Source organism: Pseudomonas sp. ADAK7 (assembly GCF_012935675.1).
Classification (GTDB): Bacteria; Pseudomonadota; Gammaproteobacteria; order Pseudomonadales; family Pseudomonadaceae; genus Aquipseudomonas.
Map to the genome: position 1 here is coordinate 1,156,681 of NZ_CP052861.1, position 12,690 is coordinate 1,169,370.

Below are 12,690 nucleotides of genomic sequence, written 5' to 3' on the forward strand. Positions count from 1 at the left end.
CGCCGCCCGCGAACGAGCCCTCATGTCTGCGCAGCCACTGCCCCCGCAAAGCTCCCTGGCGATCACCCTGCAGATCGTCTCTATCGTCTTCTATACCTTTATCGCCTTCCTCTGCATCGGCCTGCCGATTGCGGTGTTGCCGGGGTATGTCCATGAACAGCTGGGGTTTAGCGCGATCATCGCGGGGCTGACCATCGGCTGCCAATACCTGGCCACCTTGCTCAGCCGGCCGATGGCTGGGCGCATGTCGGACAGCGTCGGCACCAAGCGCGCGATTGTTTACGGGTTGTCGGGGATTGTGTTGAGCGGTTTACTGACGTTGCTCTCGACCTTGCTGCAAAGCCTGCCGCTGCTGAGTCTGATGATCCTGATTGCTGGTCGGTTGCTGCTGGGGATCGCTCAGGGCTTGATCGGCGTCGGTACCATCAGTTGGTGCATGGGCCAGGTCGGTGCAGAACACACCGCGCGCTCGATTTCCTGGAACGGTATCGCGTCCTACGGCGCCATCGCCATTGGCGCACCGCTGGGCGTGGTGATGGTCGACAATTACGGCTTTGAAAGCCTGGGAATTGTCCTGTCGGTGCTGGCGCTGGGGGCACTGGTGCTGATCCGCAACAAACCGTCGGTGCCAGTGATTCGGGGGGAACGCCTGCCGTTCTGGAACGTGTTCGGGCGCATTGCCCCGTTCGGCGCGAGCCTGAGCCTGGCGTCGATCGGCTACGGCACCCTCACCACGTTTATTACCCTGTATTACCTCAATCGCGGCTGGAGCGGCGCGGCGTATTGCCTGACGGTGTTCGGGGTGTGTTTCATTCTGTCGCGGCTGTTGTTCATTTCCAGCATCAGCCGATTCGGCGGCTTCACCTCGGCCATTGCCTGCATGACCATCGAGACCGTGGGCCTGGTGCTGCTGTGGCTCGCGCCGTCCACCGGCTACGCGTTGATCGGCGCCGGGCTGACCGGGTTTGGCCTGTCGCTGGTGTATCCGGCGCTGGGGGTCGAAGCGATCAAGCAGGTGCCCAACTCCAGTCGTGGCGCGGGGTTGAGTGCTTATGCGGTGTTTTTTGACTTGGCGCTGGCGATTGCCGGGCCGCTGATGGGCGCGGTGGCGTTGAACCTGGGGTATTCGTGGATTTTCTTTTGCGCGGCATTGTTGTCGGTGACCGGGCTCGGTTTGACGCTGATGCTCAAACGCCGCGCAATGGCCTGATCCCCCCCTATCCCTGTAATGGCGTCCGTGAAATCGCCATCGCGGGCAAGCCTTGCTCCGACAGAGGTCGTGTCAGCCTTTATTGATCGGCGGTCTGCATCCCGGCCCGGCTCGGTTTACCCAACGCATGGGAGAAGAACCGCCCCGCCTCCGAGATCAGATTGCGGTGAATGTCTTCCCGATCAACGCCGTCGGCATCGGTACACAACGCCGGCATGGCAATGATCTGTTCTTCGTTGCACGGCGCCATGAACACGAAGTGCCCTGCCCCGGCCAGCAACTTGAAGTCCGGTGCGGTCGGCAGTTTGCGCGCCAGGGCGGCAGCGTTTTTGTCGAAGGCCACCAGTTTGTCGCCGTCGCCGCTGTACAGCAGCACCGGCACATGCACATCGGCCAGGGTATGGCGGCCGAACTTCAGGCTCAGCGGCGCCATCAGCAACAAGGCGTGGACCCGCGGATCAGCCACCGGCTGCAAATCGTCACGGTCGACTATCAGTTCGCCCTGGGTATTGCAGGCATCGCGATCGTCCGGGCGTTCCTGGCAATAGCGGCGCAGGCGATCCAGGTCCGGCGTGGCGCCGGACAGGATCAACGCCGTTTCGCCGCCCGCCGAGTAACCAATCACCCCCACCTGATCGGCGTTGACGAACGGCGCGAGCATGGCATCGCCGAGCGTCGCGGTAATCGCTTCGGAAATTTGCAGCGGCCGACCGTACAGGTTGCTCAAGGTGCCGAGACGGCTGTGATCCTTGGAATTGTCGCCAGGGTGAATCACCGCCACCACCACAAAGCCCTTGCGGGCCAGCGAGGTGGCGAGGTCGTGCAGGGCCAGCGGCGTGCCGACGTTGCCATGGGACAGCATCAGCATCGGGAAACGACCGATTGCCACGCGGGCGTCTTCGCTCGCCTCGACGGTGTAGCCTTCGAGCTTGCTGGTGTGTTCTTTATCGCTGGAGGGATAAAAGGCGATGGCGCGCATCGGCTGCAGGTCCAGCGGATCGAGGAACGTCATCTCGTGATAGCCGACGCCCCAGTGCGCATGCAGCCCCGGCGCGGCGTGCACTGAAAGCAGGCTGCTGAGCAGGCATATCAGTAACGTTGCACAAAGACGCACCATGGGATGCCCCACCTTTGATACTTGCTGAAAAGCCCGTAGTGCTCCGATATGCGGAGGACGCGGCCTTGTGCCAGTGTTGGCGGCCACCAAGGTCATTGCGCAACGGGGACGTTAACCCTCGACTGCATAACCTGGGCCACTACATATAAAACCGTCAAAAACAAAAAAACTCTGTAACTGATCATTACGATGATCAGAATACAGAGTTTTTCGGGTATTGCCTGAGCTGTTTAGTATTTTTTACGCCAGCCTTACACAGGTCTTATGCCGCGGCGAACAGTTGCTCGCTGATGTGTGTGTGGGCATCGGTCATGGCTTTGGTACGGACTTCGTCACCGTAAGCCAGGCCATGGGCGCGAACGAATTCAATATCAGTAATGCCCAGGAAACCGAACAGCACTTTCAAGTAATCTTCGTGAGCAACACCCGTCGCCTGACCCACGTGCAAACCGCCGGAAGTCGAAACGATCACGACTTTCTTGCCACCGCACAGGCCTTCAGGGCCGGCTTCGGTGTAACGGAAGGTCTGGCCGGCAACGGCAATGCGGTCGATCCAGGCCTTGAGCTGGGTCGGAATGGTGAAGTTGTACATCGGCGCGGCAATGACTACGGCGTCGGCAGCGAGGAATTCAGCCAGGGTCGAAGCGCTGAGTTCCGCTTCATGCTGTTGTGCGGCGTTGCGCAGTTCAGCGGTGGTGCCAGCTGCCACCAGGGTGGTGGAGGAGAAATGGCTGATGGCGTCAGCGGCCAGGTCGCGATAAGTCACGACAGCCGAAGCGTCAGCAGCTTGCCAGGCTTTCACCACTTCGCCGCTCAACTGACGGGAAGCCGAGTTGTCACCCAAAATGCTCGAATCGATATGCAACAGTTTCATATAAGGATCTCCAGGTGAGGATCGCCACCGGGCGATCTGATGGAGTTGATGCTACAGATGAAACCAATAGCTGATTAGCCCGCAACAATGCGATAGTTCGTCCCACTGATAGAACGATCGAGCCCAGACCATGCAAGACCTCAATGATCTCTACTATTTCGCCAAAGTCGTCGAAGCCGGTGGTTTCGCGGCGGCCGGGCGCTTGCTGGGAATTCCCAAGTCGCGGCTGTCGCGGCGCATCGCCGAGCTGGAAGAACGCCTGGGTGCGCGCCTGCTGCAACGCACCACCCGTCAACTCAAGCTGACCGCCGTGGGCGAACGTTACTTGCGCCACTGTCAGGCGATGTTGCTGGAAGCGGAGATGGCCGACGAAGCGGTGGCCAGCATGTCCAGCGAACCCCGAGGGCGATTGCGGGTGTCTTGCCCGGTAGGGTTGGCCAATCAAATGTTGCCGACGATCATCAGCGACTTTCTCGGGAAATACCCGCAGGTGCAGCTGGAGGTCATGCTGGTCAACCGCCGTGTCGATCTGGTCACCGAAGGAGTCGATGTTGCCCTGCGCGTACGCGAACTGGGCGATGAGGACCCGTTGCTGGTCACCCGACGCCTGCGTCAGGCGCAGACGCTGATGGTCGCCAGCCCCGCCTTCCTCCACGGCCGGGAAATCAACCATCCGGAAGACCTCAAGGGTTTACCGGTACTCGGGGCGCTGGAGCCCGACCGTATGGTGCATATCCGTATGCTCGATCAACAGGGTAAAAGCTATGACCTGGCGCTGGAAGCACGGCTGGGCATCGACGACTTTATCGTGCGCCGCGCCTGCGCCCTCGCCGGCCAGGGTTTTACGGTGCTGCCAATGATGTATTGCGAGTCGGAGCTGGCGGACGGCTCATTGATCCAACTGCTGCCCGACTGGTCGATGCCTGGCGGCTGGCTGCAAGCGGTCTACCCTCATCGGCGCGGGGTGATGCCGGCCGTGCGCGCCTGGCTCGACCACTTGATCGAATCATTCAATGCCTGTGGGGACCGTTTGATATGAAGGCTGGTCGCATGAGCGAAGCGGACGTCGCCGAGTTTTGCCTGGGGTTGCCGGGTGCGCGGGAGGATTACAAATGGGGCGGCGTGCGGGTGTTTTCGATTGCCGGGAACAAGATGTTCGCCTTGCAGAACCTGCGGGGCGAGTCCCTGGCGTTCAAGGTCGACAAGGATCTGTTTCTCGGTCATTGCGACCGACCGGGCATTCACCCGGCGCCGTACCTGGCCCGGGCGCAATGGATCATCATGCAGACGCCCTACCCGCTGGGCGCCGAAGAACTGAAGGCGCTGCTGCAACGTTCCCACCAGCTGGTGGTGAGCAAGTTGCCCAAGCGCACTCAGGTCGGGCTGCTGCTGTAACAACAGCCGAAGGTTGCGTCCGGCCCGTGTAGCAGCTGTCGAGCGGAGCGAGGCAGCGTTCGGCTGCGAAGCAGTCGTGAAGTCAGGCGACGCGGTGTTTCAGGAAGTCCGAGTGCGCAGGTTTTACGACGGCTTCGCCGCCGAACGCTGCCTCGCTCCGCTCGACAGCTGCTACATCCGATGTGCGTGTCCTTTAGAAGAAGGCGAGCAAGTTCGCGCCGAGGAACAACTGGTCGATCCAGAATACCTGGTGCATCAATACGATGAGCCAGAACACCAGTTGAAACGAGACTTTGCGGGTCTTGTGCCGGAACACTTGCTGGGCCAGCAAGGCGCCCGGCCAGCCACCGGCCAGTTCTACCGCGTGCAGGACGTTTTCCGGCGTGCGCCAGGTGTCGGCGCGGGCCTTGCGCTTGTCGCTCCAGTACAGGAAAAACGCCACCACGCTGACCACGCCGTAGGCCGCCAGCGGAATCACTGACACCGCGCGCAGCCACAGCATCAGCGAGCCGTACAACGGCAACGCGCAGAGGGCGGCAAACACCAGCAGTTTCAAGCGTAGATGCTGGACCTCGCCCCCGGATTTACGGCCGGGGTTATGTCGCGCGCTGGAATCATTCATGGCTTGGCAGCTGTCCAATCAACCCAACCGAACTGCCAGGTCGCCAGGATCACCAGGCCAAACGCAATGCGATACCAGGCAAATGCCGCATAGCTGTGGGTGGCAATGAATTTGAGCAGGCCTCTGACCGCGATCATCGCAAAGATAAACGCGGTGACAAAACCAATGGCGAACACCGGAAAGTCCGCCGGCACGAACAGATGGCGGTACTTGAACCCCGAATACACGGCCGCTGCAACCATCGTCGGCATCGCCAGGAAGAACGAGAACTCGGTCGCGGTTTTGCGCGACAGCCCGAACAGCAGGCCACCGATAATCGTCGAGCCGGAACGCGAAGTCCCCGGGATCATCGCCAGGCACTGGGCAAAGCCGACTTTCAGCGCGTCCTGCCAGGTGATGTCGTCGACTGTTTCGGCATGCACTTCATGCTGACGCTTCTCGGCCCACAACATGACAATCCCGCCCACGACCAGCGCCGCGGCCACGGTGATCGGGTTGAACAGGTAGTGGTGAATCAAATCGGAAAAAATCACCCCCAGCACCACGGCCGGCATGAAGGCAATCAGCAGGTTCGCGGTGAAGCGTCGCGCGCTCGGCTGGGTCGGCAAGCCGACGACCACGTCGAGGATTTTGCGGCGGAACTCCCAGACCACCGCGAGGATCGCGCCTAACTGGATGATGATGTTGAATGCAATGGCCCGTTCACCACCGAAGTTGAGCAAATCCGCGACGATGATCTGGTGTCCGGTACTCGAAATGGGCAAAAACTCCGTCAGCCCCTCTACAACGCCTAGAATCAGTGCCTGGAAGGCCGTCCAAAGATCCATCAATCCCCCAAAGACAGTGCTCAAAGGCCTGCCCCGTTAATATTTTTAGTACGTTCACTGCGCTCAGCGTAGCTGAAGTCCCGCGCGCACAGGATCCCTACGAAACCGTAAAAATTCCGTGAAAAATCAACTTGGATTCAGGTTTTTCCGCGCGAGGCCGAAATCCTATCAGACAAGCCCCGTTTACGCCGCCGCGTAATTGGACTTGGGTCGGATAGGCCCCACCGGCAAAGTGTGGTTGGATGCTGGCGATCGTTTATTACAAGAAAAAGAATCTGGAGTGACAGCGTTATGAACAGCTTGCGCAGTGTGTCGATCAGCCGACGCTTGTGGCTCATCTTGATCGTGGCGATCGTGATGTTATTGACCTTGGGCGTCTTGATGCTCAAACAGATCCACGACGACCTGTACCACGCCAAGGCACAGAAGACCCAGCACGTGGTACAGACCGCCAGTGGCATCCTCAACTACTACCATGACCTGGAAACTGCCGGCACCCTCACCCGCGAAGCGGCGCAGAAACAGGCGCTGACCACGGTTCGCGGTCTGCGCTATGACCAGAACGACTACTTCTGGATCAACGACCTGACGCCGGTGATGATCATGCACCCGGCCAACCCGAAACTCGAAGGCCAGAATCTCTCGGCGATCCGCGACCCGGACGGCTTCGCGCTGTTCAACGAGATGGTCATCATCGCCAAGGCCAAGGGCGCCGGCATGGTCGATTACCGCTGGCCGAAACCGGGCGCCAGTGCGCCGGTGGAAAAAACCTCCTACGTCAAGTTGTTCGAGCCCTGGGGCTGGATCATCGGCTCCGGCGTGTACATCGATGACATGCAGGCCGAGTTCTACGGCCAGGTCTGGAAAGCCTCGTTTATCGGCCTGGCGATTGCGCTGATCATGGCGTTGCTGGTGATCATGATTGCCCGCAGCATCGTGCGGCCGTTGCAGGAAACCGTGAACGCCATGGCCAACATTGCCAGCGGCGAAAGCGACCTGACCCGCAGCCTCGACACCCACGGCCAGGACGAAGTCACGCAACTGGCGCACCACTTCAACGCCTTTACCGCCAAGCTGCGTCTGGTGATCAGCCAGTTGCAGGTGTCCGCCAGCGCGTTGGGCCAATCGTCCAGCGACCTGGGCAACGATGCGGCGCAGGCGCAGCAACGCAGTCAGCAGCAGTCCCAGCAGATGGAACTGGTGGCGACCGCGATCAATGAAGTGACCTACGGCGTGCAGGACGTGGCGAAGAACGCCGAGCACGCCGCCAGTGAAATGCGCGACGCCGAGTCCCAGGCGCAGCAAGGCCAGGTCAACATTGATGGCAGCTTGCAGCAGATCGACAAACTCTCCGGCACCATTGACCAGGCGGTGGAAGTGATTCGCACCCTGGCTGCCGAAAGCACCCAGATCGGTAGCGTACTGGAAGTGATTCGCTCGATTGCCGAACAGACCAACCTGCTGGCCCTCAACGCGGCCATCGAAGCCGCCCGGGCGGGCGAGCAAGGTCGCGGCTTTGCGGTGGTGGCCGATGAGGTGCGCCTGCTGGCCCAGCGCACGCAGAAGTCCACGGCGGAAATCCAGGCGATGATCGAACGCCTGCAAAACCACTCCGAAGCGGCGGTCAAGGTGATCAGCGACAGCAGTCGCGCCTCGCAACTGACCATCGAACAGGCCGGGCTGGCCGGCGCGAGCCTGAGCGCCATCGGCCAGGCCCTGCGCAACCTCAACGGGCTGAACGCCTCCATCGCCAGCGCGACTCTGCAACAGGCGCACGTGGTGGAAGACATCAACCAGAACGTCACCCAGGCAGCCGGGCTATCCCACAGCACGGCGCTGGCGGCCGAGCAATCGAGCCTGGCCAGTGTTCACCTCAAGGAATTGAGCGAGCAATTGAACGGGTTGCTCAAACAGTTCCGCGTGTAACGGATCCCTGTGGGTTTGCGCTGGCCGGTCCTGCGGCTACAATCCGCCCCCTCTTTCGACTCCCCCAAGGAACCCCCATGTCCGGGCTTGAACTGTTTGCTGCCGCCCTCGGCGTGATCGCCGTCTGGCTGACGGTCAAACAGAATCCCTGGTGCTGGCCGATCGGGCTGGTGATGGTGCTGCTTTACAGCTGGATCTTCTTCGAGGTGAAGCTGTATTCGGACATGTTGCTGCAGGTGATCTACGCCGCGTTGCAACTCTATGGCTGGTGGCAGTGGACCCGCGCCGGCGATACTCATGACGGCCGGCAAGTGAGTGAACTGGGGGCCCGTTCGATCGTGTTCGGGCTGGTCGTCGGCGCCATCGGCAGCCTGCTGCTGGGCGCGGCCATGGCCCACTGGACCGACGCCGCGCAGCCCTGGCTCGATGCGGCGCTGACCGGTTTCAGCCTGGTGGCGCAGTTATGGATGGCGCAAAAACGCGTGCAATGCTGGCCGCTGTGGATCGTCCTCGATGTGATCTTTGTCAGCCTGTTCATCTACAAGGGCCTGTACCTGACCGCGACCCTGTACGCCTTGTTCACCGTGATTGCCGTGCAAGGCTGGCGCGAATGGCGCGCCGATCCGGCGCTGCACGCATGAAAGTGCTGGTGCTGACAGGCCCGGAATCCAGCGGAAAAAGCTGGCTGTCGAGCGAGATCCACGCCCATTTTGGCGGCCTGTTGGTCGGTGAGTACGTTCGGCATTTCATTGACAGCGAAGCCCGCGACACCTTCTACGATGACATTACTTCCATCGCACGTGGCCAGTTGGCCTGGGAAGATGAAGCACGCGCCAAACGACCGTCATTGTTGATCCTCGATACCCACCTCTTGAGCAATATCCTTTGGAGTCGCACGCTGTTTGGCGCTTGCCCGACGTGGATCGAGCACGCATTGCTGGCACGGCACTACGACCTGCATTTGCTGCTGAGCCCTGAAACCGTCGCCTGGCATGACGATGGGCAACGTTGCCAGCCGCAATTGGCAGAGCGCCAGGCATTTTTCCAGGCCAACCATGAATGGCTTGACCTGCACCGCCAGCCCTATCAGGTACTGCACGGTGATTGGCAACAACGCAAGGACACGGCATTCGAGGTTGTGCGGCGCCTGCTTGAAGCCTGACGGTGCCGCAATGTCCATTTCTGATACAGCCCCTCCCAAGCAAACCTGCGAACTAAAGCGGTCCTCCCCCTTCAGAACACAACTGTTAAGCCGCTGATACACGTCGCCAATAAGTGCTTTGGCACGCAGTGCCGCCAGCATCGACGGCGTTTTTTGCGCGGCTGTGTCTCAGTGGCGTTACAAAAATTTTTTGACCATCCCGACAATAAGATTCAACTAACTGTTTTTAATAGAAAAACAAAAACCGGCACACCTTCTGCTCTCTACCTCGCAACGCTGATAAGGGCCAGCGTTCCATTTACAGAAGGAATTGCCGCCGTGGGGAAATTTGATAGAAGCATCTACCGCCTCCTGCTGATCGGATGCGCTCTCGGCTCAAGTTTCTGCCTGCCCGTCCAGGCTGACAACGGCATCATCACGATCAAACGTGATGTCCAGACGCGCAACGCAACGATTCCTCCGCTGATCCCCGACCCGAACCCCACGACCGTCAATGCCAACCCGTCCAAACAAATCCTCACGCAAACGAACGAGTTGAGCGACGGCGACTTTGCCAACGTCGCCAGCGGTGCGGGCATCAACCGCCTGGTCACTCAAAACACCAACAACCTGGGCGGCAATATCAGCAACCAGTCCCAACTGTCCAACCTCCCCGCTGGACGTTCGGGAAATTCGGGCAACGGCATTGCCAACATGGTCAATTCGAACATCCAGCAAGGCCTGGGTGCTCTCAAAATCCTGACGGGAGACCGTTAAGATGAATCGCTCACTGCTGATTATCGCCATGTTTTGCAGTGCGTCGTCCTTTGCCCAATCTCCCGTCATCGATAACGCCGACATCAACGGTTCGGGCTCGCAGTATCAGGGCAACCTCTCGGTCAACCAGGCAGCGGGCGATCTGCAGCAACAAGCCAACGCCCGGGCCATCGCCATTGGCACCAATGCCAGTGCTACCACACAGATTCGCCAACGGCTGCGTACGCAAGTCGACCCCAGGATCGATGCTCGATCCAGCATTCAAGGCGACTCCTTCAGCCACGGCAACGGCGTACTGGGTGTCAACCAGAGCTCGGGCGCCAGTAACCAGCAAGCCAATGCCCTGCGGATAAGCATCAGTACACAGCCGCAAAGTATCGACGACAGTGTCCTCATGCAGCAGAACGTGGCGCTGATCAACAACTCCGATCCAACTGACTCTGCACCAGGCTATCGCCAGGTCGCCACAAGCGATCAGGCTTTCACCGGTAGCCGTGGGGTAATCCAGTTGAATCAGAGCGCCGGAGTGGGAAACCGAATGGCCAACACCCTGAGCGTACGGGTCGCGGATTGACCCAAAAAGGTAGGAAACAACACTTAACCTAAAATAAGTACGGAGAATCACCATGAAACCTTCGATGGCAATCAAGCCTCTGGTTTTCGCAATTGCTGCGGTCATGGCTGTTGCTGTACAAGCTGGGCAGCGCGACAACGACCACAATGGCCATAACAATGGCCATAACAACAATGGTCACCACACTCCTCCTCCAACAAAGATCCCTGTTTACGCGACTGCCAATGCCTGGGATAACCAGAGCAGTACCGGCAACCGCATCCGTAACGAAGGGACTGTCAACGAAGCCGAGATGACCAGCTCTGCCACAGGCACCAGTGGCAACGTCGGCGTCAACGTGGCTGCAGGCAACGGCAACCAACAAGACAACGCGGCCGCCATTGCAAACGCTGCCTCAGACTCCAGTCTGGATAACAGCTTCGTGTTCGGCACTGCCTCCGCCACCGCTAGCGTCAAGCAATACAGCAACGACAACCGGGTCAACAACTTCGGCAGCACATCTTCTGCCGTCATGAGCGGATCGGGTAATAGCGGCAGCGGCAACATGGGCATCAACATTGCTGGCGGCGACCTCAACCAGCAGAAAAACACCATGGCCATTGCCAACACCAGTGCCCCGCTGGGTAACGCAACTGCCACCGCTTCTGCCGATCAACAAGGTCCTGGCCTGGTGGTGAATAACAACGCCGATCGGACGTATCGCGTGGATACGATCACCGTGACCAATTCGGCCAGCGGTAATTTCTCTCGCGACAAGTCCTCCGAAGCCAGCGGCAGTCAAAGCGCTTCTTCGAGCTGGGACGCAGCCGGCTCCAGAAGCTATGACGCCAGCGGTTCAAAAAGCGTGGATATAAGCGGTTCCAGCGCCAGTAATGCCAGCGGTTCCAACAGCAGCAATGCCAGCGGTTCCAACAGCAGTAGTGCAAGCGGTTCTTCGAGTGCTTCTTTGAGCGCTTCCTTGAACGCTACGTTGGACGCTGCGGCGGCGGCTTCCAGCTCCACTACCTTCAACAATGGCTTCGGCGATCGCACCCGCAGCAGGTCTTCCGACGCATCGCTGAACGCATCGCTCGACGCGACGCTTGATGCATCGATAGACAAATCCTACGACAGATCGCACGACTCCTCGTACGACAAATCGCGCGATTCTTCGTACGACAGATCTCGCGATTCGTCGTTTGAAAAATCGTACGACAAATCGTACTCGAAGTCGTCTGACTCCTCGTACGAAAAATCGGGCAGCAAATCGTCCGAGTCTGCGTATGACAAAGCGAAAAGCTACAGCGAAAGCAGCTCTTATGATTTGAGCAACACCTACTCTTATCAAGTGCTGACTCCAACTGGCTGGGCCAACCCTGTGACCAACACTGCAACCCTGAGCGGTTCGGTGAATGGCGGCAGCGGCAACCTGGGCGTCAACGTGGCTGCTGGTGTGGGCAACCAACAAAGCAACTCGCTGGCCATTTCCAACCAATCGTTCTAATGGCTGTCTTTGGGGCCCCCTCACGGGGGCCTTTTTCAACCACCACCAGAAGGCATCCCACCATGCGCATTATCGCCTTGGCAATTTTGCTTTGCGTGGCCAGTGTGATCGAGGCTGCCCAAATGCCGCTTGCCGTCCTGCCGGGTGGTGCGGTGGTGTACAAGCCGATCCAGAGCGTACGCGAACGTAAGTTTGCCGACCTGGTGCAACAGAAAACCGACTTCAGTTGCGGCGCCGCGGCGCTGGCAACCATCTTGCGCCAGGCCTATTGGCTGGACGTGAGTGAAAATCAGATCATTGAAGGCATGCTGGCACACTCCGATCAAGATCTTGTCCGCGTCCAGGGCTTCTCCATGCTCGACATGAAGCGTTACGTGGAAAGTATCGGCATGCGCGCCCGTGGCTATCGGGTCGCGACGGAAACGTTGAACGAGATCAAAATTCCGGTAGTGGTCCTCATGGACATCCGTGGCTACAAACACTTTGTGGTCTTGCAAAAAGTCCAAAAGGGCTGGGTCTATATCGGAGATCCGGTACTCGGTCATAAACGTTTCAGCGTCGATGATTTTGTCAAAGGCTGGAACGGCATCATTTTCGCCGTCATCGGCCAGGGCTACGACAAAACCAACGCACTGCTCGACCCTCCCATGCCACTGACTGCCAAGAACCGCGTCAACATGTTCAGCCCGGTGCAAGACGCAGAGTTGATGGATTTCGGATTCATCCAGAGCGACTTCTTCTAAT

Annotated in this window: 14 protein-coding genes; 10 read left to right on the plus strand and 4 right to left on the minus strand. The window is 59.3% G+C overall.

What is annotated here, in order from left to right:
• The first annotated feature begins 22 nt into the window (after positions 1–22).
• Positions 23–1,210, plus strand: coding sequence for an MFS transporter (locus HKK53_RS05115; RefSeq protein ID WP_169369838.1), 1,188 nt, complete (start codon positions 23–25; stop codon positions 1,208–1,210).
• A gap of 79 nt (positions 1,211–1,289) precedes the next feature.
• Here the strand turns inward: HKK53_RS05115 and HKK53_RS05120 are convergent, their stop codons facing one another.
• Both HKK53_RS05120 and HKK53_RS05125 read right to left on the minus strand, forming a co-directional pair.
• Positions 1,290–2,327, minus strand: coding sequence for an alpha/beta hydrolase family protein (locus HKK53_RS05120; protein ID WP_169369839.1), 1,038 nt, complete (start codon positions 2,325–2,327; stop codon positions 1,290–1,292).
• A gap of 262 nt (positions 2,328–2,589) precedes the next feature.
• A complete protein-coding gene (locus HKK53_RS05125) occupies positions 2,590–3,201 on the minus strand; it encodes an FMN-dependent NADH-azoreductase (RefSeq protein ID WP_169369840.1) in 612 nt (203 codons plus the stop codon).
• 130 nt (positions 3,202–3,331) lie between these two features.
• Between HKK53_RS05125 and HKK53_RS05130 the strand changes: the two genes are divergently transcribed.
• Together HKK53_RS05130 and HKK53_RS05135 are read left to right on the plus strand one after the other, a co-directional pair.
• Positions 3,332–4,240 carry a LysR substrate-binding domain-containing protein gene (locus tag HKK53_RS05130; RefSeq protein ID WP_169369841.1) on the plus strand — a complete coding sequence of 303 codons (909 nt, stop codon included), beginning with the start codon at positions 3,332–3,334 and terminating at the stop codon, positions 4,238–4,240.
• On the plus strand, positions 4,237–4,596 hold the full coding sequence (locus tag HKK53_RS05135; protein ID WP_169369842.1) for an MmcQ/YjbR family DNA-binding protein: 360 nt from the start codon (positions 4,237–4,239) through the stop codon (positions 4,594–4,596). The genes HKK53_RS05130 and HKK53_RS05135 overlap by 4 nt, the downstream gene beginning before the upstream one ends.
• Positions 4,597–4,789: 193 nt before the next feature.
• Here the strand turns inward: HKK53_RS05135 and HKK53_RS05140 are convergent, their stop codons facing one another.
• Both HKK53_RS05140 and HKK53_RS05145 read right to left on the minus strand, forming a co-directional pair.
• Positions 4,790–5,218, minus strand: a complete 429-nt coding sequence (locus HKK53_RS05140) for a DUF1294 domain-containing protein (RefSeq protein ID WP_169369843.1) — start codon at positions 5,216–5,218, stop codon at positions 4,790–4,792.
• Complete coding sequence (locus HKK53_RS05145; RefSeq protein WP_169369844.1) at positions 5,215–6,045, minus strand: undecaprenyl-diphosphate phosphatase; 831 nt, start codon at positions 6,043–6,045, stop codon at positions 5,215–5,217. The genes HKK53_RS05140 and HKK53_RS05145 overlap by 4 nt, the downstream gene beginning before the upstream one ends.
• Before the next feature lie 291 nt (positions 6,046–6,336).
• On the opposite strand from HKK53_RS05145, the gene HKK53_RS05150 reads away from it, so the two are divergent.
• The 7 genes from HKK53_RS05150 (at position 6,337) to HKK53_RS05180 (ending at position 12,689) form a co-directional block, all read left to right on the plus strand.
• A complete protein-coding gene (locus tag HKK53_RS05150; RefSeq protein WP_169369845.1) occupies positions 6,337–7,971 on the plus strand; it encodes a methyl-accepting chemotaxis protein in 1,635 nt (544 codons plus the stop codon).
• Positions 7,972–8,048: 77 nt separating this feature from the next.
• Positions 8,049–8,612: a nicotinamide riboside transporter PnuC gene (pnuC, locus tag HKK53_RS05155; protein ID WP_169369846.1), complete on the plus strand. Its 564-nt coding sequence runs from the start codon at positions 8,049–8,051 to the stop codon at positions 8,610–8,612.
• Positions 8,609–9,133: an AAA family ATPase gene (locus tag HKK53_RS05160; protein WP_169374183.1), complete on the plus strand. Its 525-nt coding sequence runs from the start codon at positions 8,609–8,611 to the stop codon at positions 9,131–9,133. The genes pnuC and HKK53_RS05160 overlap by 4 nt, the downstream gene beginning before the upstream one ends.
• 318 nt (positions 9,134–9,451) lie before the next feature.
• Positions 9,452–9,889, plus strand: a complete 438-nt coding sequence (locus HKK53_RS05165) for a hypothetical protein (protein ID WP_169374184.1) — start codon at positions 9,452–9,454, stop codon at positions 9,887–9,889.
• Position 9,890: 1 nt separating this feature from the next.
• On the plus strand, positions 9,891–10,463 hold the full coding sequence (locus HKK53_RS05170; RefSeq protein WP_169369847.1) for an adhesin: 573 nt from the start codon (positions 9,891–9,893) through the stop codon (positions 10,461–10,463).
• A 52-nt stretch (positions 10,464–10,515) separates the two neighbouring features.
• Positions 10,516–11,946, plus strand: coding sequence for a heme utilization protein (locus HKK53_RS05175; RefSeq protein ID WP_169369848.1), 1,431 nt, complete (start codon positions 10,516–10,518; stop codon positions 11,944–11,946).
• Positions 11,947–12,008: 62 nt separating this feature from the next.
• Entirely contained in the window at positions 12,009–12,689 is a 681-nt protein-coding gene (locus tag HKK53_RS05180) for a C39 family peptidase (protein ID WP_169369849.1), read from the plus strand.
• Position 12,690: the final 1 nt, after the last annotated feature.

Bases quoted from the DNA above. Each gene is read 5' to 3' on its own strand.
- pnuC (WP_169369846.1), top strand. From the start codon at position 8,049: ATGTCCGGGCTTGAACTGTTTGCTGCCGCCCTCGGCGTGATCGCCGTC.
- HKK53_RS05160 (WP_169374183.1), top strand. From the start codon at position 8,609: ATGAAAGTGCTGGTGCTGACAGGCCCGGAATCCAGCGGAAAAAGCTGG.
- HKK53_RS05145 (WP_169369844.1), bottom strand. From the start codon at position 6,045: ATGGATCTTTGGACGGCCTTCCAGGCACTGATTCTAGGCGTTGTAGAG.
- HKK53_RS05140 (WP_169369843.1), bottom strand. From the start codon at position 5,218: ATGAATGATTCCAGCGCGCGACATAACCCCGGCCGTAAATCCGGGGGC.
- HKK53_RS05125 (WP_169369840.1), bottom strand. From the start codon at position 3,201: ATGAAACTGTTGCATATCGATTCGAGCATTTTGGGTGACAACTCGGCT.
- HKK53_RS05115 (WP_169369838.1), top strand. From the start codon at position 23: ATGTCTGCGCAGCCACTGCCCCCGCAAAGCTCCCTGGCGATCACCCTG.
- HKK53_RS05170 (WP_169369847.1), top strand. From the start codon at position 9,891: ATGAATCGCTCACTGCTGATTATCGCCATGTTTTGCAGTGCGTCGTCC.
- HKK53_RS05175 (WP_169369848.1), top strand. From the start codon at position 10,516: ATGAAACCTTCGATGGCAATCAAGCCTCTGGTTTTCGCAATTGCTGCG.
- HKK53_RS05135 (WP_169369842.1), top strand. From the start codon at position 4,237: ATGAAGGCTGGTCGCATGAGCGAAGCGGACGTCGCCGAGTTTTGCCTG.
- HKK53_RS05130 (WP_169369841.1), top strand. From the start codon at position 3,332: ATGCAAGACCTCAATGATCTCTACTATTTCGCCAAAGTCGTCGAAGCC.
- HKK53_RS05120 (WP_169369839.1), bottom strand. From the start codon at position 2,327: ATGGTGCGTCTTTGTGCAACGTTACTGATATGCCTGCTCAGCAGCCTG.
- HKK53_RS05150 (WP_169369845.1), top strand. From the start codon at position 6,337: ATGAACAGCTTGCGCAGTGTGTCGATCAGCCGACGCTTGTGGCTCATC.
- HKK53_RS05180 (WP_169369849.1), top strand. From the start codon at position 12,009: ATGCGCATTATCGCCTTGGCAATTTTGCTTTGCGTGGCCAGTGTGATC.